We start from the raw sequence: 22,738 nt of genomic DNA, 5'->3' as shown, positions 1-22,738 counted from the left end.
CTCCCTTTTATGACCCTTTGGAGTCGGCCGGCGGTGAGGAACCCGACACCGAGAAGGGTGCGGTCGAGGAAGCGGACTCCGAGGGGGTGGCGGCCGGGGAGCCGGACTCCGGCGGCAGTGTCCGCTGCGGACTGGTCGTCGTGGGGACGGACGCGGGCGGACGGGGTCCGGGGGCCGACTCGCCGGAAGGTGTCTCCGGGGCCGTGCTCGTCGGAGTACCGCCGCCGTCGCCGTCCCGGTCCTGCAGGAGCAGCGCCGCCGCGGAGACGCCCGCCCCGGCCATGGCGGCGACCGCCAGCGCGGCCACCAGCACGCCCCGCGTGGGCTGCCGCCGCACGGGACTCCCCCCGGGGGAGGCGGGCACGGCCGTCTCCGTCCGCCACCCCGCGAACCCGCGCCGCGGCGCGAGCCGGTCCGCCGGCAACAGCTCCAGGGGCACCGACTCCGGGGTGCGGCCCGTCGCCAGGAACGCCCGCAGCATCCGCTCGGCCCCGTCCGCGTCCAGCCGGCGGTCCGGGTCGCGTTCCAGCAGGCCCCGCACCACGGGGAGGATCGGCCCGGCCTCGACGGGCGGCCGGATCTCGTCCACCACGACCGCGTGCAGGACCCCGCTCAGCGAATCGCGCCGGAACGGCGACTCGCCGCTGAGCGCCGCGCACAGCAGCGCGCCCAGCGACCACAGGTCGGACTCGGCTCCCGTCCGCGCCCCGGACATCCGTTCGGGCGCGGTGTACTCGGGGGAGCCGACGAAGGAACCGCTCTCGGTGAGCGTGGTGGAACCCGACACCTGGGCGATGCCGAAGTCGGTCAGCAGGACCCGGTCGGTGCCGTCCTCCAGCAGGACGTTGGCGGGCTTGAGGTCGCGGTGCAGCACACCGGAGGCGTGGGCGGCACGCAGCGCGCCCAGCAGGTCGACACCGATCCGCGCGGCCTCCGCGGCGTCGACCGGGCCCAGCACGGCGATGCGGTCGGCGAGGGACGGTCCCTCGATCAGTTCCAGGACGATGTACGGGCGTTCGCCGTCCTCGACGACGTCGTGGACCACGATGATGTTCGGGTGGCTCAGCTGGGCCAGGGCACGCGCCTCGCGCAGGGTGCGGTCCCGCTGCCGCCGCGCCTCGGCCGCCGAGAGCGTGTCGTCGAAGGGGAGTTCCTTCACGGCGACGCTCCGCCCGAGCAGTTGGTCGGTGGCCCGCCAGACCACGCCCATTCCACCGCGCCCGATCATCGCCTCCAGACGGTAACGGCCCGCGATGACACGGGCATTGCGTCTCGCGTTCCCGTTCTCCGGCTCCCCCTCGGTCACCATGAGCCCATGATGCCCCACCGGATGTGTCCGCTCCGGTACGGCGATTCGGCCAAGCGGCCCGCGTGCGCCCGTGCCCCGCGGGTCAGGGCTCGCGCCACCCCCGCAGGATCGTCCGGAACTGCTCGCGGGTCGTGTCCCAGTCCGCCGCCGGGGCGGCCATGTAGAGGGCGTACTCGACACCGTCGCGCGAGATGTACATCTGGTCGATCGCCCGGTACGGGCCGGGGAACTCGGTGTCCTTGGCCAGCGCCGTCCAGCTGTACTCCAGCCGCGCACCGTCGCGGTCGCGGTAGGTGAGGCGCTGCAGGCCGAGCCGCTGGTAGTCGACCAGGCGCCGGCCCACCTGCTGGTCCAGGTCGCTCAGGTGCTCGTAGGGGTCGTCGAAGTCGGGGGAGTCGTCGGCGGCGATCCGCAGGAAGTGCTTGCCGCCGTCGGGCGTGTAGTCGACCTGGCGGGTCTCCTCGTCGAAGACCACCCGCTCCCAGTCCTCGCCGGGCAGGACGACGGTGAACCCGAACGGGTCGGTGCGGCGCACCCAGCCCTCGGGCAGGCCGGCCGCCGGCTCCGTCCCGCCCTTCTTCGTCCCACTGGGCGTCGGGGCGGGAGCGGAGCTCTCGGAGGGGCCTGCCGTGGCACCGCCCCGGTCCCACTGCCGGAGCACCACCGCGGTCCCCCCGCCGACGATCACCGCCAGGGCGACGACCAGGGCGATCATCCGCCCGCGCAGCCGCCGGCGCTGTGTGGCGGGCGGCCCGTACGGCTGCTGGACGGCCGTGGGACCGCCGCCCCGCGGGTGGTGCGGGGGCGGCACGGCCGGGGGATGCTGCGGCCCGCGCTGCTGCGGCAGCGGCACATGGGCGTCCACGGCCCGGGTCGGCACGAACTCCTGCGCCGCGGACGGGCGGCGCCCCTCCGCGGCCTCGGCCAGCATCTGCTCGGCGCCGGAGGCGTCGGGGCGGGTGGCCGGATCCTTGCGCAGCAGTGCGCTGATGACGGGCGCGAGCGGGCCGGCGTGCCGCGGCTCGTCGGCCTCCTCCTCGACGACGGCCTGCATGGTGGTCAGCGGTGAGGTGCGGCGGAACGGTGACATGCCCTCCACCGCCGTGTACAGCGTCGCGCCGAGCGCCCACAGGTCGGAGGAGGGGCCGGGGTCGTGGCCGCGGACCCGCTCCGGCGCCAGGTAGTCGACCGAGCCGACGACCTCCCCGGTGCGGGTGATGGCGGTGTCGCCGTCTATCTGGGCGATGCCGAAGTCGGTGAGCAGCACCCGGCCGTCCCGGGCGAGCAGGACGTTGCCCGGCTTGACGTCGCGGTGCAGGACCCCCGCGGTGTGGGCGGCGCGCAGGGCCCGCAGCACCCACAGGCCGATCCGGGCGGCCTCCCGGGGATCGACGCGTTCCTGTTCCTTCACCGCGTCGGCGAGGGAGCGGCCCTCGACCAGTTCCATCACGATCCACGGCCGGCCGTCGTGCTCCAGCACGTCGTGCACCGTGACGACGGCGGAGTGGTTGATCCGCGCGGCGGCCCGTGCCTCCGCGCGGGTGCGCGCCAGCAGCATGGTGCGTTCGCTGTCGGAGACGTAGAGCGCCGCGGTCAGTTCCTTGATGGCGACGGAACGGTGCAGCACCTCGTCGTGGGCGCGCCACACCCGGCCCATGCCACCGCTCCCGATGGATTCGCCGAGCCGGTAGCGGCCCGCGACGAGCGAGCCCTGCATCTGATTCACGTTGCCCCGCAATGGTCTTGACAGGCTCAGGGTAAGTACCCCGGACCATCCTGGGAACCGACGACATGCCATGGAGACCGCACTGTGATGGTTGTCGCTGATCGGCCCGGGAGGCAACCAGAACGCCCTCGCCTGCGTGGCGCCCGCGGTTCAGCCGGTGTAGCGGTAGGTCGCCGCGGCCTGCTCGTACAGCCGTGTCACCTCGTCCCGTTCGGCCTCCGGACCGCGCACCTGCACGACGTGGTAGCGGCCGTCGATGAGTGCCGCGAGGTTACGCACGTACAGCTCGCCCTTGCCGCCGGTCCAGGTGAACTGGCCCTCGGCCATGGTCCGTCCGCCCACCTCGATGGTCTTCAGGCCGGTGGAGGTGGCCCAGCTGGAGTCCCGGTAGGGCTGGAGTTCCCGTTCGTCGTCCCGCTGGTAGGCCATGGGGTCGCTGCCGAACTGCGCGGCGCTGTCCCGTCCGGGGACGACGATGAGCTCGAATCCGCCGCGTGAGTAGACGACTTGACCGCTGCCGTTCTTCCCGGTGCGCTGCCAGTTCTCGGCGACCGCGACCCGGAAACCCTCCGGGTCCTCGCGCAGGGTGAAGCCGTCGGCGACCTCGGGTCCGGTGGTCTGGGTCTCCTTGTCGGCGGCCGACTCCCCGGGGCTGCTCTTCGGGGTGTCCCCGGGGCCGTCCCCGGGCTCCGGCGAGTTCTGCCCGGCGTCCGGCGGGTTCGGCGCGCCGCTGACCTCGCCCGTGGCGCCGGTACGGTCGGTCGCGCCCGGATTCCGCTCGCCGGACTTCGGCATGAACAGCACGGCGTACGCGATCGCCGCCGCCATGGCGAGCAGGACCAGCAGGAGCAGGGTGCGGCCGAGCCGGCGCGGGGAACCGGCCGGCTTCCTGGCCCGCTTGTGCCGTCCGTGGTGCGCCGGGAGTCCGGCGCGGCGCCGGCGCACCAGCTCGCCCCGGCGTCGTATGACCGGCAGCCGGCTGGTCTCGGCGGGGGGTGCGCTTATCACGTGCACGCCGGCCTCGGGCTCGGGCGCCGACCGCACCAGGGAGCGCAGCCAGCCGCGCAGCTCTTCGAAGTCGGGCCGCTCGGTGGGGTCCTGACGCAGCAGCGACTCCACGACCGGCCGGAGCGGCCCGCACTCCTCGGCGAAGGCGGGCGGCTCGGCGCACACCATCTGCACCAGCTCGGCCGTCGAATCCTCCGGGTAGGCCGCGTGTCCCTGTACGGCCCGGAACAGCAGGGAGCCCAGCGCCCACAGGTCGGTGGCGGGCCCGATGGGCGCGGCCAGCCGCCAGTTCTCGTGCACGGGGCCGGCCTGCTCCGGCGCCCAGCGCTCGGTCACGGCTCCGACGACGGCCATGCGCGCCTGGCGCGCCCGCTCCGCGGCCAGCGCCGTGGTGGGGCCCCGGCGGGCGGGGGCGTGCTCCACCAGGTCGTCCCAACGGGCGGGCGGGGCGGCCGCGCCGGGTCCCGCGGCCGCTTCGAGCGCGCCGGGGCCCGCGGGGCCGGGCGGGAGTTCGACGAGGCCGCCGGGGCCCGCGGGGCCGGTGCGGGGCGTGACGGCGGGCCGGGCGGCGGCGACGCCGTAGGGGTCGGCTATCTGTCCCGGGGGGACGGCGCGCGGCGGGCCGTCGTCCTCGGGTGCGGGACGGGCGCCGGGCAGCGCCGTACGGCCTCCCTGCTGGGCCTCCTGCACACGGGCGGCGGCACGGGTCCCCGCCCGGTACGCGGCGATCGCGCCCGCACGGGCGGCGCGCACGTCTCCCGCGCTGTCGAGCGCCTTGGGGGCCGCGGCGGGGGTGAGACCACCCGGCGTGGCCGCGCCGCCGCCGGGCAGCCGGCCGGCCCGCGCCTCGATGGCGGCCCGGCGCGCGGCGTCGGGGTCGGCGTCCGGTTCGCGGGCGAACCCGGGCGGCCAGGACGGGCCGCGTCCCGCGTCCGGCGACGGGTGCAGGGCCTCGACGGCGCCCCCGTCAGGCGCCGGCTCCGGGGCGGGCACCGGGTCGTAGCCGCACAGTGCCTCCTCGGCCGCGCCGACCGCGAGACCGGTCAGCATGACCCGGCCGTCGTCGCAGACGAGCACCGTGCGCGCGGTGATGTTGCGGTGCACCCAGCCGTGCGAGTGCAGCACCCGCAGGGCCGTCAGGACCTCCGAGGCGACCTCCGCCGCCCGGTAGGGGGACAGCGGCTTCTCGGCGAGCAGGGCGGCCAGCGGACGGGCGGCCACGAGTTCGCTGACGATCCACAGCGAACCGCCCTCCGCGAACACGTCGAAGACCTGGTCCAGGCGCGGATGGTCGGGGATGGCGGCCGCCGCCTGCGCGGCCTCGACCGCGCGCCGCACCACCGGGTCGGCGGGCCGCCGGATACCGGCGCGCGCCCCGCCGGTCCCGGGGCCGCCACGCCGTGCGGTTCCGTCACGGGCGGTGAACCCGTCGGGCAGTCCCTCGGCGTCGAGCACCTCGGCCTCGACGACCTCCGGCAGCGGGACCTGCCGGACCAGGACCTCCTGCCCGCTGTAGGTGTCGAAGGCGCGGGTCTCGGTCAGCTCGTACTCGTCGGAGGGAGGCAGCGGCAGGCGGTAGCGGTCGGCGAGAACCCGTCCCGCATAGTCGTCCACGATGCCTCCCCCGGTTCTACGGTCGGTCAGTTCCGTTCGTCTCGCGGGCCGTTCCGGCTTCGTACGGTCCGCAAGCACTCACGATACGTGCCGGAGGCAACCCGCAGAGAGGGGATGTCCACATCTGGCAGCCCTTTCCGGCAACCGTTCGTGTTCAGGCCTTCGGGCGGAACGTCTCGGTCAGGGTCCGCCAGGTGTCCTTGCGCAGGTCGCTGTCCCACTGGCCGGCCTTGGCCGTGTACATCAGCCCGTACCCGAGCCGGTCGCTCACGACGGTCCCGCGGTCGACGGACCGGAACGTGGTCCCGTCCGCCACGTAGGTGAACTCCCAGTCGGCCGTCTTCCAGCCCCGGTACTCCACGGCCTCGATGCTGATGCGCCGGTACTGGGAGCGCACCATGCTGCGCTCCTGGTTCTTCCAGTCCGCGACCGGGTCGTCCTTGGGTGTGGTCGTCCAGCCGATGAGCAGCTTCTGCCCGTCGGGCCCGGTGAACCGGTCCCCGGCCGCTCCCGACGACTGGAACTTCCACCCCTCGGGCAGCCCGATCGAATACCCCTGGCTCCCCTTGTGCGTCTGCTTCTCCGTCGTGGCGCCGCCGTCGCCGGCCGGGTCGCCGCTCTCGCCGGCACCGGCGTCCGGGGCGGCCGTGCCCGCTCCCGTTTCCGTGGCCGACGGTCCGGTCCCCTGCCCGTCGGTGTGGGTGCCGTCGCTCTCGTCGCTCTTGGTGTCGCCGGTCGGTTCCTGGGAGACGGCGGTCCGGTCGCCACCGCCCTTCGCGCCCTCTCCGCCCTCGTCGTCACCGCCGGTGAGCAGAACGGTCAGCACGATGCCGAGCACGACGAGGACCGCGACCACCGCGATCGCCACCAGGGTCCGCCGCGGCACCACGTCGGTGAGCGACGCCCTCGGCGCCGGCCGGGCCGGCAGGTCCGGCGGCGTCATCACGGGCCAGCCGGAGCTGCGTCCACCGGTCCCCGGCTTCTGCCCCGCGGTGCCCTGCGCACCCGGCGCGGCCGCCGGGCCGGTGGCGGACGCGGAGGAGGAAGGGTCCGCCCCGGCCGCGGGGGTGCCGGTGGCCGGCCCGGGCTCCGAAGCGGCGTCGCCGCTGCCGGACTTGGCGCGGGCCGCCGCGGCGGCACCCGCCGAGCCCGCCGCCACCGCGGCCTTCCGCACGGAGCGCAGCGCGCCCCGCAGTCTCTCCCCCGCCTCCTCGCCCCGCTTGCTCCCGGCGTCGCGTTCACCGGGCTGCTCGGGCAGCGGCACGACCTTCGTGGCGTCCGCCGGTTCCGGCTCGGCCTCCTTGGGGTCGGGCGCGTTGACGACCGCGTTCAGCAGGACGCGGGCGCCGCGGTCGTCGAGCCGCTGGGCGGGGTCCTTGGTGAGCAGCCCGTGGATGACGTCCCGGAGCGGACCCGCGTTCTTCGGCTCCTCCAGCGGTTCGGTCATCACCGCGGTGAGCGTCGCGATGGCGGAGCCCTTGTCGTACGGCGGTGTGCCCTCCACCGCCGCGTAGAGCAGCCCGCCGAGCGACCAGAGGTCGGCGGCCGGCCCGGGCTTGTGCCCGCGCGCCCGCTCGGGGGAGATGTAGGAGGGAGCGCCGACCAGCATGCCCGTGGAGGTGATGGAGGGGTCGCCCTCGACCTGGGCGATGCCGAAGTCGGTGAGTACGACCCGGCCGTCCTCGGCGATCAGTACGTTGGACGGCTTCACGTCACGGTGCAGGATGCCCTCACGGTGCGCGGAACGCAGCACGTCGAGCACGGCGAGGCCGACCTCGGCGGCACGCCGCGGCTCCAGCAGGCCGTCCTCCCGGATGGCCTCGGCGAGCGACTTGCCCTCGACGAGTTCCATGACGATCCAGGGCCGGTCGTCCTCCTGCACCACGTCGTAGACGGTCACGGCGCTGGTGTTGCGGATCCGGGCGATCGCCTTGGCCTCGCGCAGCGTTCGCGTGATGAGCCGGCGCTTCTCCTCCTCGTCGATGCTCGACGGGAAGCGGAGCTCCTTGACGGCGACGGTTCTCCCCAGGGTCTCGTCCTGGGCACGCCACACCGTCCCCATGCCGCCGCGGCCGAGCACGTCTCCCAGCCGGTACCGCCCGGCGAGGAGACGTGCGCTCTTGTCCTGACGGGATGTCCCCGCCCGCTCCGCCTCCGACATGCGTCCCCTCATGCAACCCGCCCTGACAGAGCCTTCATTGTCCCTCACCCGACAAGTGCCCGACGCCCAGGGTGCCTCTGTCCGCGCGCCGGACCCGGCGCGCGGGGAGCCCGGCCGGAGGGTGCGTTCCCCGGCCCTGCATGATGGCGTCCCGACGAGGAAGGAGCCGGGATGCCGCCGCTTCGGACCCTACTGGCCCTTCCTGTGTCCCTGGCCCTGCTCGCCCTGGCCCCGGCCGCCTCCCCGGCTCCCGCGATCCCGTCCGCGGGAGCTGTGCTTCCGCTGCTGGTCACGCGGGGTGGCGCCCCTGCCGCGGCGCTGCTGGCCTCGGACGTGACGGGCCGTCGGCATGCCCGGGCCGGCTCCGGCATCGCCCGTGCGGACCACTTCCGCGCCGGCAGCATCACCAAGACGTTCATCGCCACGGTCGTCCTTCAACTGGCCGAGGAAAGACGCCTGTCGCTGTCCGACTCCGTGGAGAGGCACCTGCCCGGCCTGGTGCGGGGAGCCGGCAACGACGGCCGCGCGCTGACCCTGCGCTCCCTGCTCACCCACACCAGCGGCCTCCACGACTTCGCCACGGACACGCGAGGCTCCGTCCCGGTCACGCCCCTTCAGGCCGTACGCATCGCACTCACCCACCCCCCGGCCGCCCCCGGCCGCTTCGCCTACTCGAACACCAACTACGTTCTGCTCGGCCTGATCGTCGAACACGTCACCGGCCGCTCCTACGCCGACGAGACCGAGCGCCGTGTCATCACTCCACTGGGGTTGAAGGGCACCTCCTTCCCGGGCTCCCGCACCGCTCTGCCCCGGCCGCACGGCCGCTCCTACGCCGCCGACGGCACCGACGTCACCCGACTCGACCCGCGGGTGGCCGGCGCCGCGGGCGAGTTGGTGACCACGCTCGCCGACCTGGACCGCTTCTACTCGGCCCTGTTCGGCGGTGAACTGCTGCCCCCGCGCCGGATGCGCGAGATGCTCGACACCCGCACCGCACACGGCTCGTACGGCATGGGGCTGTTCCCTGTGACGCTTCCGTGCGGCACCACCGTGTGGGGACACAACGGCCGCATCTCCGGCAGCTACGTGCGCACCGCGGGCACGGTCGACGGCCGGCGTGTCCTCACCTTCCGGGTGAACACGGACGCGATCGCGGATCCCGGTCTCGAGTCCGCGGTGCTCGCGGCCGAGTTCTGCCCCCGCACCCCGTAGAACGGCCGGGTTCCGAACGGAGATCCCGGTGTGCGCCACCCGTTCGAGTGATTCGCGGCCGCCCCACCGGTCACGGGAGGCCACGGCCACGGGCGCCACGGTTGCGGAGGGCACCGCAACGGGCGACACGGCTGCGACGACGGCCCCGCTACGGCCGGCACGGCTGCGACGTCACCGCGACGGGCGGCACGGTCACCGCGGCACGACGTCCGGTGCGCCCAGCCGCGCCGCGTCCGCCGTCAGGTCGTCGGGCTGCCGCTGGGACTCGCGTTCGGCCTCCACCCGCTTCTCGTAGTGCTCCACCTCGCGCTGGATCTGCCCCTCGTCCCAGCCGAGGACCGGCGCCATCAACTCGGCGGCCTCACGGGCGCACCGCGTCCCCCGGTCGAAGGTCTCGATCGAGATGCGGGTGCGCCGGGTCAGCACGTCGTCCAGGTGCCGTGCCCCTTCGTGCGAGGCGGCATAGGTGATCTCGGCGCGCAGATAGTCGTCGGCCGCCTTCAGGGGCTCGCCCAGCGAGGGGTCGGAGGCGATCAGGTCCAGGACCTCCTCCGCCAGCGTGCCGTACCGCTGGAGCAGGTGCTCCACCCGTACCGGATGCAGTCCGGTGCGCGCGGCCGTCCGTGCCCGGGCGTTCCACAACGCGTGGTAGCCGTCGGCGCCGACCAGCGGTGTCTCCTCGGTGACGCAGCCGGCGACGCGCACGTCGAGTCCGTGCACCGCCGCGTCCACCGCGTCCTTGGCCATCACCCGGTACGTCGTGTACTTGCCGCCCGCCACGACGACCAGGCCCGGCACCGGGTGGGCCACCGTGTGCTCGCGGGACAGCTTGCTGGTGGCGTCCGACTCGCCGGAGAGCAGCGGCCGCAGACCGGCGTACACGCCTTCGACGTCGTCCCGGGTCAGCGGCACCGCGAGCACCGAGTTCACGTGTTCGAGGAGGTAGTCGATGTCCGCGCTGGACGCGGCCGGATGCGCCTTGTCGAGGTCCCAGTCGGTGTCGGTGGTGCCGACTATCCAGTGCCGGCCCCAGGGGATGACGAACAGGACCGACTTCTCGGTGCGCAGGATGAGCCCGGTGGTGGAGTGGATGCGGTCCTTGGGGACGACCAGGTGGATGCCCTTGGAGGCCCGGACGTGGAACTGTCCCCGCTCGCCGACCATCGCCTGCGTGTCGTCGGTCCACACACCGGTGGCGTTGACCACCTGCTTGGCGCGGACCTCGTACTCGCCGCCGCCCTCGACGTCCCGCACCCGGGCGCCGACCACCCGTTCGCCCTCGCGCAGGAACCCGGTCACCCGGGCACCGTTGGCGGTCTTCGCGCCGTACGCCGCGGCCGTGCGGACGAGGTTCGTCACGAAACGGGCGTCGTCCATCTGGGCGTCGTAGTACTGCAGGGCGCCGACCAGCGCGTCCTTCTTCAGGCAGGGGGCGACACGCAGGGCGTGACGACGGCTCAGGTGCCGGTGCACGGGCAGGCCCCGGCCGTGTCCGCGGGCCATCGCCATGGTGTCGTAGAGCGCCACGCCCGCTCCGGCGTACAGCCTCTCCCACCCCTTGTGCTGCAACGGGTACAGGAACGGCACCGGCCGCACGAGATGCGGAGCGAGCCTCTCCAGCAACAGGCCGCGCTCCTTCAACGCCTCCCGGACGAGTGCGAAGTCGAGCATCTCCAGATAGCGCAGGCCGCCGTGGATCAGCTTGCTGGACCGGCTGGAGGTGCCCGACGCCCAGTCACGCGCCTCGACCAGGCCCGTGGTCAGGCCGCGTGTCGCGGCGTCGAGGGCCGTGCCCGCACCGACCACTCCGCCGCCCACCACCAGCACGTCCAGTTCGTGCTCGGCCATGGACGCGAGTGATTCGGCGCGCTGCGCCGGCCCCAGTGTGGCTGTCCTCACCGCTGCCTCCCGCTCATCGGTCGCATCGGCCTCACCCGTCGGGCGAAGCCCGGTCCCCCACCCTCATGCCCAGATTCTGAACGGCCTGTCCGACTTCAGCCACCACGCACTCCGCCCTGTGGACAACGCCTGCGGAACGACTCACCGAAAACCAACCGATCAATCCCACATATCGGTCATATTTACTCCTAGTCTGACATTGCGCTCGCCTCTCCGGTCCACAGCGATTGCGCACCTGTCGCACTCCGGATATAGGGAAGGACGGCCCACGCCATGCCCGCAGATCTCGCCGTCATCGGACTCGGCCCGTACGGCCTGCCCCTGGCCCAGGCCGCCGTCGCCGCCGGCATCCCCACCGTCGGTTACCGGACCGGCCCCGAGCCCGGCTCCCTCAGCGCCGCGGAACAGCGCCGCATGCTCGCGCAGGGCTTCCGGACGACCACCAACCCGGCCGAGCTGGGCCGCGTGCGCACCGCCGTCATCTGCGCACCGACCCCGCCGGGCGAGGACGGCGGGCTGGACCTCGGCCAGGTCGAGACGGCCGCCCGCACCCTCGCCGCCCGGCTGCGCCCGCACACCACGGTGATCCTGGAGTCCCCCGTGCCCCCGGGAACGACGGAGGGACCGCTGCTGCGGCTGCTCGAGTCGGGTTCGGGCCTGCGCGCGGGGCGCGACTTCCACCTCGCCCACTCCCCCAGCCGCGTCGACCCCGGCAACCGTGACTTCACCCCCGCCAACACCCCGAAGGTCATCGGGGGCCTCACCCCCGCCTGCACCGAGTCGGCCGCCGCCTTCTACGGCCGGCTCACCGACAAGGTGGTGCGCGCGCGGGGCACCCGCGAGGCGGAGACCGTGCAGCTCCTGGAGACCAACTTCCGGCACGTGAACATCGCCCTCGTCAACGAGATGGCCGCCCTCTGCCACGACCTGGGCATCGACCTGTGGGACGTCCTGCGCTGCGCGGAAACCAAACCCTTCGGTTTCCACGCCTTCCGCCCCGGCCCCGGCGTCGGCGGCCACGCCGTCCCCCAGGACCTCACCGCCCACGCGGGCCGCACCCTGCGCATGGCGGAGCTGGCCCAGGAGGTCAACGGCCGCATGCCGCGCTACGTGGTGCAGCGGGCCGCCGCGCTCCTCAACGAGCACGGCAAGTCCGCGCGGGGCGCACGGGTACTGCTCCTCGGGGTCACCTACAAGGCGGATCTCGCCGACCAGCAGGGCAGCCCCGCGCACGAGATCGCGGTCCGGCTGATGGAGCTGGGCGCCTCCGTCAGCTACCACGACCCTCACGTGCCGTCCTGGAACGTCCTGGACCGTCCCGTCCCCCGTGCCGACTCCCTCTACGAGGCCGCCGCCGAGGCCGACCTGACGATCCTGCTCCAGCAGCACCGCACGTACGACCTCCAGGGCCTGTCGGTGAAGGCCCAGCTGCTGCTGGACACGCGGGGGGCCACGCCTACGGGGGCGGCGCATCGGTTGTGAGGAGGGGGCGCGCGGGCGCCGTCCATGCCCCAGGGGTTGGTGGTGGGCAGGGCATTGCGCGGGTACGGCAGAAAACAGGCGGAGTCCACCGCAGCGGGTACTGCGGCAGGCCCCTGAAAAGTGAACGGAGTGTCCGCCCCTGGCTCTCCCGGGGGTGGCTGCTCACTTTCCGTATATCCACACGATGCACCTCCTGCGGAACTTCACCATCCGCAGACGGATCCGGTCCCAGGCGGTGGGCTTGCGGTGACGGCCCATGGCGCGCGCCCCTGTGCGCCACGCGCGCCCCGCCCGACACGCGCGCCCCGCCCGACACGCGAGAAGGCCGGTCACCCCATCAGGTGACCGGCCCCTACCGTGCCGTACCGGAGCCCGCGCGGGCCTCTACCGCCGGTGCTGCGAGTCCCCGACCGTCACCTCGACGCGCTGGAACTCCTTCAGCTCGCTGTAGCCGGTGGTGGCCATCGCGCGGCGCAGGGCGCCGAAGAGGTTCATCGAGCCGTCGGGGGTGTGGGACGGACCGGTGAGGATCTCCTCCAGCGTGCCGACCGTGCCGAGGTCGACCTTCTTGCCGCGCGGCAGCTCCTCGTTGACGGCCTCCATGCCCCAGTGGTTGCCCCGGCCCGGAGCGTCCGTGGCGCGGGCCAGCGGGGAGCCCATCATCACGGAGTCCGCGCCGCAGGCGATCGCCTTGGGCAGGTCGCCGGACCAGCCGACCCCGCCGTCCGCGATGACGTGCACGTACCGGCCGCCGGACTCGTCCATGTAGTCGCGGCGGGCGGCGGCCACGTCGGCGACCGCGGTGGCCATCGGCACCTGGATGCCCAGCACGTTGCGCGTGGTGTGGGCGGCGCCGCCGCCGAAGCCGACGAGGACGCCCGCCGCGCCGGTGCGCATGAGGTGCAGGGCGGCCGTGTAGGTGGCGCAGCCGCCGACGATCACCGGCACGTCGAGTTCGTAGATGAACTGCTTCAGGTTCAGCGGCTCGTGCGAGCCGGAGACGTGCTCGGCCGACACCGTCGTGCCGCGGATGACGAAGATGTCCACGCCCGCGTCGACGACGGCCTTGGAGAACTGGGCGGTGCGCTGCGGGGAGAGCGCGGCGGCGGTGACCACGCCCGAGTCGCGCACCTCCTTGATGCGCTGACCGATCAGCTCTTCCTTGATGGGGGCCGCGTAGACCTCCTGGAGGCGGCGGGTGGCGGCCTCGGCGGGCAGGCCGACGATCTCGTCCAGCAGCGGCTGCGGGTCCTCGTAGCGCGTCCACAGGCCCTCGAGGTTCAGCACGCCGAGGCCGCCGAGCTCGCCGATGCGGATCGCCGTGGCCGGCGAGACGACCGAGTCCATGGGAGCGGCCAGGAACGGCAGCTCGAAGCGGTAGGCGTCGATCTGCCAGGCGATCGAGACCTCCTTCGGGTCCCGCGTACGGCGGCTGGGGACGACGGCGATGTCGTCGAAGGCGTACGCCCGGCGGCCGCGCTTGCCGCGCCCGATCTCGATCTCAGTCACGTCTGTGGCCTTTCCCTGATGCGTTGCAGCGCCTTCCAGTATCCCCGACGGACACGCCGAGGGCGGCCCCGGAGGTGTCCGGGACCGCCCAGGAAGACGCTCTGACTACTTGCGGCTGTAGTTCGGTGCCTCGACCGTCATCTGGATGTCGTGCGGGTGGCTCTCCTTGAGGCCCGCGGAGGTGATCCGTACGAAGCGCCCGTTGTCCTGGAGCTCGGGCACGGTGCGTCCGCCGACGTAGAACATCGACTGGCGCAGGCCGCCGACCAGCTGGTGGACGACCGAGGAGAGCGGGCCGCGGTAGGGCACCTGGCCCTCGATGCCCTCGGGCACGAGCTGCTCGTCGGAGGCGACGCCCTCCTGGAAGTAGCGGTCCTTGGAGAACGACCTGCGGTCGCCGCGCGTCTGCATGGCGCCGAGCGAGCCCATGCCGCGGTACGACTTGAACTGCTTGCCGTTGATGAACAGCAGCTCGCCCGGGGACTCCTCGCAGCCCGCGAGGAGCGAGCCGAGCATCACCGTGTCGGCGCCCGCGACGAGGGCCTTGGCGATGTCGCCGGAGTACTGCAGACCGCCGTCGCCGATGACCGGGACACCGGCCTCCTTGGCGGCCAGGGCGGCCTCGTAGATCGCGGTGACCTGCGGGACGCCGACGCCGGCGACGACGCGCGTGGTGCAGATGGAGCCGGGGCCGACGCCGACCTTGATGCCGTCGCAGCCCGCGTCGACGAGGGCCTTCGCGCCGTCGCGGGTGGCGATGTTGCCGCCGATGACGTCGACGCCGGAGGAGTTCGACTTGATCTTGGCGACCATGTCGCCGACGAGCCGGGAGTGACCGTGCGCGGTGTCGACGACGATGAAGTCGGCGCCCGCCTCGATGAGGGCCTGGGCGCGCTCGAAGGCGTCACCGGCGACACCGACCGCGGCGCCGACCAGGAGACGCCCCTCGGCGTCCTTGGCGGCGTTGGGGTACTTCTCGGCCTTCACGAAGTCCTTGACCGTGATCAGGCCCTTGAGGACGCCGTGGTCGTCGACCAGCGGAAGCTTCTCGATCTTGTGGCGGCGCAGCAGCTGCATGGCGTCCGGGCCGGAGATGCCGACCTTGCCGGTGACCAGCGGCATCGGCGTCATGACCTCGCGCACCTGACGGGAGCGGTCGGTCTCGAAGGCCATGTCACGGTTGGTGACGATGCCGAGCAGCTTCTTGTTGCCGTCGGTGACCGGGACGCCGCTGATGCGGAACTTGGCGCAGAGCGCGTCGGCCTCGGCGAGCGTGGCGTCCGGGTGGATGGTGATGGGGTCGGTGACCATGCCGGACTCGGAGCGCTTCACCAGGTCGACCTGGTTGGCCTGGTCCTCGATGGACAGGTTGCGGTGCAGGACGCCGACGCCGCCCTGGCGGGCCATCGCGATCGCCATGCGGGACTCGGTCACCTTGTCCATGGCGGCGGACAGCAGCGGGATGTTGACCCGTACGTTGCGGGAGACGTACGAGGCGGTGTCGATCTGGTCGGGCGCCATGTCCGACGCGCCCGGCAGCAGCAGCACGTCGTCGTAGGTCAGCCCGAGTGTCGCGAATTTTCCGGGCACTCCGTCGACGTTGGCAGTCATGACACCTTCCCCAAATGGCCTTGATCGGTGCGGATGTCCATGCTAACGGGAAGCGGAGGTGTCTCATTCCACGGTTCGGCACGGCTCCTGGCTTCGTATGTTCGTACGGGAGCGGACGGTCGTCCGTTCAGGTGCCGAAGCGGCGGCGTGACGGCGGCGGTTACTGCTCCGCCAGGGCGCGCAGCCGGCTCAGCGCGCGGTGCTGTGCCACCCGGACGGCACCGGGTGACATTCCCAACATCTGTCCGGTCTCCTCCGCGGTGAGCCCCACGGCGATGCGCAGCAGGATCAGCTCCCGCTGGTTCTCGGGGAGGCTGGCCAGCAGTTTCTTGGCCCACTCGGCGTCACTGCTGAGCAGGGCGCGCTCCTCGGGGCCGAGGGAGTCGTCGGGTCGTTCCGGCATCTCGTCGGAGGGCACGGCGGTCGAGCCGGGGTGCCGCATCGCCGCGCGCTGGAGGTCGGCGACCTTGTGGGAGGCGATGGCGAAGATGAACGCCTCGAACGGCCGGCCGGTGTCCTTGTAGCGGGGCAGCGCGAGCAGCACCGCGACGCAGACCTCCTGGGCGAGGTCCTCGACGAAGTGCCGGGCGTCGCCGGGCAGCCGGGACAGACGGGTGCGGCAGTAGCGCAGCGCCAGGGGGTGCACATGGGCGAGCAGATCGTGTGTGGCCTGCTCGTCCCCGTCGACAGCGCGATGGACGAGCGCACCGATCGCCCCTTGGGCAGTGCCCGCCTCGTCGTCGCGCATCGGTCCATGGTGCCTTGCGGACGTCTGGTCCGCGGCACCGTGTCCCTGGTTGTGCACCGAAGCGTTATGAGCAGGTGCGCCGGAACTCATACCCTGCGCCCTCCCCTTCCGCTCGACCGACTCGTCCCCGAGGAACTCCACACCTCAAGGATGCGCCATCCGCGACGAAACAAGCAGCGGGCACCTTCCGGCCCTCGTGAACGCCCTGGTGGGGCCGGTTTTCGGTGCGGTTCGCAGCGTGTACGCGGCCGTCACCGGGGACCGTTGCCCCGACCCGCCCGGCGCCATCGTGCCCCGCGCCCGGCACGGCCGGCCTCCCGGACCGCCTTCGGGACCGCGCGGCACGGCCGAGCGACAGCGTCCGGGCGGTCACCACCGCGGCCCCGCCCGCCGTCGCCCAGGACTGAACCACTGCGGCTCCGCCCGCCGCCGCGCAAGCCTGAACCACTGCGGCTCCTTCCGCCGTCGCCCGGGCCCGAACCGCCGCGGCTCCGTCCGCCGGCGGACGGACACCTCCGCTCGTGACGTCGCCCGTGCCACCCGACGCGTCGGAGGTCCGGGCGCCCCCACCGCCGTACGCCGCGTGGGAACGCGTCCGTGCGACGCCCACCGGGCGAGGTCTCCGCCCGCTCGCGCCACCGTGCCGCCGGGCCGTCCCGAGGCCGGCGGCACCGCTCACCGGTGCGGACCGGAGGTCCGGTCCGCCGTGCTCACGGAACCTCAGGGCCTCCGCATCACCGCGGGCCAGGGGCGCCCGCGCAGGCGTGCGCCCCTGTGCGCCGGCGCCACGGCCCGAGCCGCGGCACTCCAGGGCGAGCGCCGCCGCACAGCGCGCGGCACGCCCTCGCGTCGCGACACCCCGGGCGGCGCCCAGTCGACCCGCGAGCCCACGGCACCCGGGCGTTCCCGGCGCGGGGCGCGTCCCGGTCGCGGGCGGGGGCGTCGGTGCGCCCCCGTTCACCGGTCCGCGCGCGTTGCCGTACGGCGCATCCGGCCCGGCCCGAAGGACGGGCCCTAGCGCACGAGGCCCCATCGGAACCCGAGCGCCACCGCGTGGGCCCGGTCCGAGGCGCCGAGCTTCTTGAAGAGCCGTCGCGCGTGTGTCTTGACGGTGTCCTCGGAGAGGAACAGCTCGCGGCCGATCTCCGCGTTGGAGCGGCCGTGGCTCATGCCTTCCAGGACCTGGATCTCACGCGCGGTGAGCGTCGGCGCGGCGCCCATCTCGGCGGAGCGCAGCCGGCGCGGGGCGAGCCGCCAGGTCGGGTCGGCGAGCGCCTGTGTGACCGTGGCCCGCAGCTCCGCGCGGGAGGCGTCCTTGTGCAGGTAGCCGCGCGCGCCGGCGGCCACCGCGAGCGCCACGCCGTCGAGGTCCTCGGCGACGGTGAGCATGATGATGCGCGCTCCCGGGTCGGCCGAGAGCAGTCGGCGGACCGTCTCGACGCCGCCCAGGCCGGGCATGCGTACGTCCATCAGAATCAGATCCGAGCGGTCGGCTCCCCAGCGGCGGAGGACTTCCTCGCCGTTGGCAGCCGTCGTCACGCGCTCGACACCGGGCACGGTCGCGACCGCGCGGCGGAGCGCCTCTCGGGCAAGCGGGGAGTCGTCGCAGACGAGGACGGAAGTCATGGCCGCCCTCCGCAGCTGATGCGCGTCACCTTGAGCCTCCAGGCTGGTACGAAATCGTCACCTGTGCGGTCGACCGTCTCGGACACCGCCCGAGCGCTTGTTCCTTCAACCGCCTCGCACTCTCAACGACGGTCACTCGAAAGAGTTACGGGGCCGTCTGCCATCTTCGGCACTCTACGTGAGGACGCGCTCACGGTGCAGACATGCGCGACGGACCCCCGTACTTTCACCACAACCCATGCCCCATTCAGCCCCATTTCTTCCCCTTTGATGGTGTCCGGGGCTAGATTCGCAATGAGTCATATTTTCATCTCCTTGGATCGTAGTTGTACGGTCTGGACACCGGATCCGCCCAGAACGGCTACAAGGGGTCACGCAATGGCAGATTTCTCCCGCCTTCCCGGACCGAACGCGGACCTGTGGGACTGGCAGCTCCTGGCCGCCTGCCGCGGGGTGGACAGCTCGCTGTTCTTCCATCCCGAGGGCGAGCGTGGTGCGGCTCGGAGCGCTCGCGAGAACTCGGCCAAAGAGGTCTGCATGAGGTGCCCGGTACGCGCCGAGTGCGCCGCGCACGCGCTGGCGGTTCGCGAACCGTACGGCGTGTGGGGCGGCCTGACCGAGGACGAGCGCGAAGAGCTGATGGGGCGGGCGCGCAACCGGCTGGTGTCGGCATCGGCCGGCGGCGGACACACTCCCGCCCAGAACAACTGAAGGAACGTTTCTCCAGCAACTCGGGTACGCACGCCTGCCCTTGTTCCTGAGCGGGTGCCGTCATGTCCTGCGGCCGGTCGCGGCCGCGCCTTCAGCGGGTTGCCGCCGCCGCCAGCTTCTCCAGCGTCGCGGCGACCGCGGGCACCTGGGCCAGATCCGGAAGGGTGAGTGCGACGATCTCCCGCCGCACGGCGGGTTCCAGCGCCACGGTGCGCACGCCCCGGGGCCGTACGGATTCGACGGCCAGCTGGGGCAGGACCGCGACGCCGAGGCCGGCGCCGACCAGGCCGGCGACCGCCGGGTAGTCGTCGGTCGCGAAATCGATGCGCGGGGTGAAGCCGGCCGCCTCGCACACCTCCACCAGCTGCCCCCGGCAGCGCGGGCAGCCCGCGATCCAGGGTTCGCCGGCGAGTTCGCCGATGGCGAGGGCTTCCGCGCCGGCGAGCCGGTGCCGTTCCGGCAGGAGCCCCACGAGCCGGTCCGACAGGAGCGGCCGCACGACGAGGTCCTCCCACTCCTCGGCGCCCGCCGCCCCCTCGTAACGGAAGGCCAGGGCCACGTCGCAGTCCCCCTCACGCAGCATCCGCACGGAGCGGGGCGGTTCGGCCTCCTCCAGGGAGACCCGTGTGCCCGGGTGGGCGTCGCGCAGGGCGGCGAGGGCCGTGGGGACGAGGGTGGAACTGCCGCTGGGGAAGGAGACGAGCCGGACCCGGCCCGCGCGCAGGCCGGCGATCGCCGCGACCTCCTCCTCGGCCGCGGTGAGCCCGGCGATGATCCCGGCGGCGTGCCGCACCAGCGCCTCCCCGGCCTGGGTCAGACGCATCTCGCGGCCCGTGCGCACGAGCAGGGGGGTGCCGACCGACGCTTCCAGCGCCTTCATCTGCTGACTCACGGCGGGCTGGGTGCAGCCCAGGTCCCGGGCCGCCGCGGAGAAGGAACCGGTGGTGGCCACGGCGCGCAGCACGCGGAGATGACGGGCTTCGATCACCCTTCAAGAATAAGCGACCCTTTGATGTCCCGGTCGATATTGCGTCGACGCTTTGATACACATCGCCTACCGTGCGCCCATGAAGCTTCTCTCTGTGAACCTGGGCAGTCCCCGGGCCGTGCCGTACACGGATCAGCCCGACGGCGTGACGGGCATCGACAAGCGGCCGGTGACCGGGCCGGTGCGGGTGCAGGCCCCGGGGCCCGCGGGAGTCGGCGGGAGCGGGCTGGCCGGGGACGCGGTGTGCGAGACCCGCCACCACGGCGGTGACGACCAGGCCGTCTACGCCGTGGCCCGCGAAGACCTCGACGAGTGGGAGCGCACCCTGGGACGCCCGCTGCCGCACGGCTCCTTCGGCGAGAACCTCACCACGGAGGGGATCGACGTCTCCGGCGCGTTGATCGGCGAGCGCTGGGCCGTCGGTGCGGAGGTGGTGCTCGAGGTCACCAGCGGGCGCATTCCCTGCCGCACCTTCCAGGGCCACCTGGGTGAGAAGGGCTGGGTGAAGCGGTTCACGCAGCGGGGCGCGCCGGGCGCCTACCTGCGGGTGATCCGGCCCGGCGAGATACGGGCGGGCGACGCCGTACGGATCGTCCACCGTCCGGATCACGAGGTGACGGTGGCCCTGCAGTTCCGCGCGGTGACGACGGAGCGGACGCTGCTGCCCCGCCTGCTCGCGGCAGGCCCCGCCCTGCACCCGGAAGCGATCGCGACGGCACGGACGTACAGGGAGAAGTACGGTGCGCAGCAGCCGACCTGACGGCGCGGCACCACCGGCGCGGTGCTGCCGGCGGGCCGGGCGGGTCTCCCGGCCGGGAGACGTGGCGGGCCGGAGCCGCACGGCGGGACACGGCTGAGCCGGACGGGTGCCCGGCGCCGGAGGGAGGCACTGAGCGGACGCCTCCCCTCCGGGTAACTACTCTTGCGCCATGACAACGGCTCTGATTACGGGATCGACGGCTGGGATCGGTGCCGCGTTCGCGCGGCGGCTGGCGGCCGACGGACATGACCTGGTGCTGGTGGCCCGCGACACCGGCCGGCTGCGGGAACAGGCCACCGAGTTGCACGACCGCCACGGCATCGAGGCGGAGGTGCTGACCGCCGACCTGGCTCAGGACAAGGGCATCGAGGCGGTGGCCGACCGGCTCGGCAACCGCAAGAACCCCGTCGACCTGCTGATCAACAACGCCGGTTTCGGCAACAAGGGCCGCTACCTCGAGGTCCCCATGGCCGACGAGCTGCGGATGCTCAAGGTGCACTGCGAGGCGGTGCTGCGGCTGACGTCGGCGGCGGTGGAGTCGATGCGGGAGCGGGGGCGCGGAGGTGTCGTGAACGTCGCCTCGACCGCCGCGTTCGTGCCGCGCGGGACGTACGGGGCGTCCAAGGCGTGGGTCGTGCAGTTCACGCAGGGCGCGGCTGTGGATCTGGCGGGCCATGGCGTGCGGCTGATGGCTTTGTGCCCCGGGTTCGTGCGCACCGAGTTCCACCAGCGGGCCGGGATGGGCACGGACAACATCCCCCGCTGGATGTGGCTGGACGCGGACAAGGTCGCGGCGGCGGCGCTCGACGACCTGGCCCGGGGCAAGTCGCTGTCCATCCCCGATCCCCGGTACAAGGCGCTGATGGGGGCGGCGAAGCTGGTCCCGCGCGGTCTGCTGGGCGGGTTGTCCTCGCGGACGGGGCGGAAGTACGGCCCCCGCTAGGACCCCGGACCCGCTCTCGCCTCCGGTCGCCGGCGCTCGGCCGGCCTCACGGCCACGGCGGGACGCGGACCGCTCCCCGGAGGAAGATGGAGGAGGCAGGACACCCCAACCGAGACACCCGGACCCCGGGGGCCGGAGGTGGCGACGTCATGACCTTCATACAGCTCATCGACTGCCGGACGGACCGGTTCGAGGAGATGGACCGGCTCATGGACCAGTGGGTCGAGCAGACCAGGGGCAAGCGGACGGCGACGCACGCGATGGTCGGCAAGGACCGCTCGAACACCTCGCACGTCGTCGAGATCGTGGAGTTCCCGTCGTACGAGGAGGCGATGCGGAACTCGCAGCTCCCGGAGACCGACCGGATCTTCCGGGAGATGGTGGCCCTCTGTGACGAGATGCCCACGTTCACGGATCTCGACGTGGTGCGGGACGCGCGGCTGAACGCGGGCTCCGCGCGCCGCTTCTTCGAGGTGGTGACCACCGCCGCCGACCTGTCCCCGATGACGGGCCTGATCGAGGAGCACTACCACGACCACGATCCGGCGAACGAGCAGGACGTGATCGGCCTCGACCACTTCCGGCGCGAGATGGACGTGTGGCGCGGCGGTTTCGACTTCTCGTTCCGCCTCGAGGACCAGTTCGCCCAGGACGACCGGGTGTGCACCCGCTGGAGCTGGGAGGGCACCCACAAGGGTGACTTCCTGGGCATCCCCGCCACGGGGAAGAAGGTCTCCATGACCGGCACGACCATCTTCCGCTTCGGCGACACCGGGAAGATCGTCGAGGGCTGGTGGCAGTACGACCGGCTGGGGCTGATGGCGCAGTTGGGGGCGCTGGAGCCGACGGAGCTCTGAGCCGGCCGGGCGGTCAGCGCACCTGGGCGGCGATGGTGTGGGCGCACACCAGGGACTCGGTGCGTGTGGTGTCAACCTCCAGGTCGTAGACGACCCCCTCGTGCACCGCGTCCGCCTGCAGGGCGGCCATCCCCTGAACCCTGTCCCCCCGCGCGGTCTCCCGCCCCGCGGCGACGGCACTGTCGCACCGGACACCGACCCACAGCGCGCCCACGTCGCCGAGAGCCTTCTGCCACCGCTGCTGGGACGCGGCCCCGCCGAGGAACACGTCGTCCACGACGATCCGGGCGCCCGCGCGGGCCATCGCCACGATGCCCTCGGTCCAGGCCGCCTCCAGCGCCCGGAACTCCTCTCCGACGTTCACCGTGCCGTCCGCCGCGATGTCGAGCCCCGCGTCGGAGGCCTGAAGCTTCGCGGGCAGCGCGTCGACGAACGAGTCGACCCCGAACGCCAGCCACGGCTGCGGCAGTACGGCCTGCAGACACCGCACGATCCCGGTCTTCCCGGAGCTGGACCCGCCATTGAGAATGATCATCCGCGTCGTCACCGCGTCACAGTAGGACGTCTCACG

General features: G+C 73.0%; 17 protein-coding genes. 6 read left to right on the top strand and 11 right to left on the bottom strand.

The genetic code is table 11. The features are described 5' to 3' along the window. Window positions 1-7: 7 nt before the first annotated feature. The 4 genes from IE172_RS19210 to IE172_RS19195 all read right to left on the bottom strand — a co-directional run bounded on the left by IE172_RS19210 (window position 8) and on the right by IE172_RS19195 (window position 7,818). Window positions 8-1,309 carry a serine/threonine-protein kinase gene (locus IE172_RS19210; protein ID WP_190098450.1) on the bottom strand — a complete coding sequence of 434 codons (1,302 nt, stop codon included), beginning with the start codon at window positions 1,307-1,309 and terminating at the stop codon, window positions 8-10. A gap of 82 nt (window positions 1,310-1,391) precedes the next feature. Next, a complete protein-coding gene (locus tag IE172_RS19205) occupies window positions 1,392-3,026 on the bottom strand; it encodes a serine/threonine-protein kinase (RefSeq protein WP_190098449.1) in 1,635 nt (544 codons plus the stop codon). A 159-nt stretch (window positions 3,027-3,185) separates the two neighbouring features. Continuing rightward, window positions 3,186-5,657 (bottom strand): serine/threonine kinase C-terminal domain-containing protein, encoded by a 2,472-nt coding sequence (locus tag IE172_RS19200; protein WP_190098448.1) that lies wholly within the window; start codon window positions 5,655-5,657, stop codon window positions 3,186-3,188. Between the two features lie 154 nt (window positions 5,658-5,811). After that, entirely contained in the window at window positions 5,812-7,818 is a 2,007-nt protein-coding gene (locus tag IE172_RS19195; protein ID WP_190098447.1) for a serine/threonine-protein kinase, read from the bottom strand. 171 nt (window positions 7,819-7,989) lie between these two features. On the opposite strand from IE172_RS19195, the gene IE172_RS19190 reads away from it, so the two are divergent. Continuing rightward, window positions 7,990-9,033 (top strand): serine hydrolase domain-containing protein, encoded by a 1,044-nt coding sequence (locus IE172_RS19190; protein WP_190098446.1) that lies wholly within the window; start codon window positions 7,990-7,992, stop codon window positions 9,031-9,033. Window positions 9,034-9,225: 192 nt separating this feature from the next. Here the strand turns inward: IE172_RS19190 and IE172_RS19185 are convergent, their stop codons facing one another. Next, entirely contained in the window at window positions 9,226-10,932 is a 1,707-nt protein-coding gene (locus tag IE172_RS19185; protein ID WP_190098445.1) for a glycerol-3-phosphate dehydrogenase/oxidase, read from the bottom strand. Window positions 10,933-11,205: 273 nt separating this feature from the next. On the opposite strand from IE172_RS19185, the gene IE172_RS19180 reads away from it, so the two are divergent. Continuing rightward, the gene (locus IE172_RS19180; RefSeq protein WP_190098444.1) at window positions 11,206-12,414 is read left to right on the top strand and encodes a nucleotide sugar dehydrogenase; all 1,209 of its coding nucleotides are present in this window, start codon (window positions 11,206-11,208) and stop codon (window positions 12,412-12,414) included. Between the two features lie 384 nt (window positions 12,415-12,798). Here the strand turns inward: IE172_RS19180 and IE172_RS19175 are convergent, their stop codons facing one another. The 4 genes from IE172_RS19175 to IE172_RS19160 all read right to left on the bottom strand — a co-directional run bounded on the left by IE172_RS19175 (window position 12,799) and on the right by IE172_RS19160 (window position 17,908). After that, window positions 12,799-13,923 carry a GuaB3 family IMP dehydrogenase-related protein gene (locus IE172_RS19175; RefSeq protein ID WP_190098443.1) on the bottom strand — a complete coding sequence of 375 codons (1,125 nt, stop codon included), beginning with the start codon at window positions 13,921-13,923 and terminating at the stop codon, window positions 12,799-12,801. Window positions 13,924-14,028: 105 nt separating this feature from the next. Continuing rightward, window positions 14,029-15,534 (bottom strand): IMP dehydrogenase, encoded by a 1,506-nt coding sequence (guaB, locus tag IE172_RS19170; protein WP_190098442.1) that lies wholly within the window; start codon window positions 15,532-15,534, stop codon window positions 14,029-14,031. Window positions 15,535-15,694: 160 nt separating this feature from the next. After that, on the bottom strand, window positions 15,695-16,282 hold the full coding sequence (locus tag IE172_RS19165) for a sigma-70 family RNA polymerase sigma factor (RefSeq protein WP_006130726.1): 588 nt from the start codon (window positions 16,280-16,282) through the stop codon (window positions 15,695-15,697). Between the two features lie 1,014 nt (window positions 16,283-17,296). Continuing rightward, the gene (locus IE172_RS19160; RefSeq protein WP_003948568.1) at window positions 17,297-17,908 is read right to left on the bottom strand and encodes a response regulator transcription factor; all 612 of its coding nucleotides are present in this window, start codon (window positions 17,906-17,908) and stop codon (window positions 17,297-17,299) included. A 378-nt stretch (window positions 17,909-18,286) separates the two neighbouring features. Between IE172_RS19160 and IE172_RS19155 the strand changes: the two genes are divergently transcribed. After that, window positions 18,287-18,619 carry a WhiB family transcriptional regulator gene (locus IE172_RS19155; RefSeq protein ID WP_190098441.1) on the top strand — a complete coding sequence of 111 codons (333 nt, stop codon included), beginning with the start codon at window positions 18,287-18,289 and terminating at the stop codon, window positions 18,617-18,619. 91 nt (window positions 18,620-18,710) lie between these two features. Here IE172_RS19155 and IE172_RS19150 read toward each other — a convergent pair whose 3' ends face one another. Continuing rightward, the gene (locus tag IE172_RS19150) at window positions 18,711-19,607 is read right to left on the bottom strand and encodes a LysR family transcriptional regulator (protein WP_190098440.1); all 897 of its coding nucleotides are present in this window, start codon (window positions 19,605-19,607) and stop codon (window positions 18,711-18,713) included. Window positions 19,608-19,686: 79 nt separating this feature from the next. Between IE172_RS19150 and IE172_RS19145 the strand changes: the two genes are divergently transcribed. From IE172_RS19145 to IE172_RS19135, 3 genes are all read left to right on the top strand, one after another. After that, on the top strand, window positions 19,687-20,367 hold the full coding sequence (locus IE172_RS19145; protein WP_190098439.1) for an MOSC domain-containing protein: 681 nt from the start codon (window positions 19,687-19,689) through the stop codon (window positions 20,365-20,367). Between the two features lie 169 nt (window positions 20,368-20,536). Continuing rightward, window positions 20,537-21,310: an SDR family NAD(P)-dependent oxidoreductase gene (locus tag IE172_RS19140; protein ID WP_190098438.1), complete on the top strand. Its 774-nt coding sequence runs from the start codon at window positions 20,537-20,539 to the stop codon at window positions 21,308-21,310. 149 nt (window positions 21,311-21,459) lie between these two features. Further along, window positions 21,460-22,167, top strand: coding sequence for an ester cyclase (locus IE172_RS19135; RefSeq protein WP_190098437.1), 708 nt, complete (start codon window positions 21,460-21,462; stop codon window positions 22,165-22,167). 13 nt (window positions 22,168-22,180) lie between these two features. Here the strand turns inward: IE172_RS19135 and cpt are convergent, their stop codons facing one another. After that, window positions 22,181-22,702 (bottom strand): chloramphenicol phosphotransferase CPT, encoded by a 522-nt coding sequence (gene cpt, locus IE172_RS19130; protein ID WP_190098436.1) that lies wholly within the window; start codon window positions 22,700-22,702, stop codon window positions 22,181-22,183. Window positions 22,703-22,738: the final 36 nt, after the last annotated feature.

The sequence above is a fragment of the Streptomyces griseoflavus genome (assembly GCF_014649995.1).
In the GTDB taxonomy this organism is placed as follows: Bacteria; Actinomycetota; Actinomycetes; order Streptomycetales; family Streptomycetaceae; genus Streptomyces; species Streptomyces griseoflavus.
This window is presented reverse-complemented; position numbering and strand designations above follow the sequence as displayed.

Bases quoted from the DNA above. Each gene is read 5' to 3' on its own strand.
- IE172_RS19205 (WP_190098449.1), bottom strand. From the start codon at position 3,026: ATGCAGGGCTCGCTCGTCGCGGGCCGCTACCGGCTCGGCGAATCCATC.
- IE172_RS19210 (WP_190098450.1), bottom strand. From the start codon at position 1,309: ATGGTGACCGAGGGGGAGCCGGAGAACGGGAACGCGAGACGCAATGCC.
- guaB (WP_190098442.1), bottom strand. From the start codon at position 15,534: ATGACTGCCAACGTCGACGGAGTGCCCGGAAAATTCGCGACACTCGGG.
- IE172_RS19155 (WP_190098441.1), top strand. From the start codon at position 18,287: ATGGCAGATTTCTCCCGCCTTCCCGGACCGAACGCGGACCTGTGGGAC.
- IE172_RS19135 (WP_190098437.1), top strand. From the start codon at position 21,460: ATGACCTTCATACAGCTCATCGACTGCCGGACGGACCGGTTCGAGGAG.
- IE172_RS19195 (WP_190098447.1), bottom strand. From the start codon at position 7,818: ATGTCGGAGGCGGAGCGGGCGGGGACATCCCGTCAGGACAAGAGCGCA.
- IE172_RS19140 (WP_190098438.1), top strand. From the start codon at position 20,537: ATGACAACGGCTCTGATTACGGGATCGACGGCTGGGATCGGTGCCGCG.
- cpt (WP_190098436.1), bottom strand. From the start codon at position 22,702: ATGATCATTCTCAATGGCGGGTCCAGCTCCGGGAAGACCGGGATCGTG.
- IE172_RS19190 (WP_190098446.1), top strand. From the start codon at position 7,990: ATGCCGCCGCTTCGGACCCTACTGGCCCTTCCTGTGTCCCTGGCCCTG.
- IE172_RS19165 (WP_006130726.1), bottom strand. From the start codon at position 16,282: ATGCGCGACGACGAGGCGGGCACTGCCCAAGGGGCGATCGGTGCGCTC.
- IE172_RS19160 (WP_003948568.1), bottom strand. From the start codon at position 17,908: ATGACTTCCGTCCTCGTCTGCGACGACTCCCCGCTTGCCCGAGAGGCG.
- IE172_RS19180 (WP_190098444.1), top strand. From the start codon at position 11,206: ATGCCCGCAGATCTCGCCGTCATCGGACTCGGCCCGTACGGCCTGCCC.
- IE172_RS19145 (WP_190098439.1), top strand. From the start codon at position 19,687: ATGAAGCTTCTCTCTGTGAACCTGGGCAGTCCCCGGGCCGTGCCGTAC.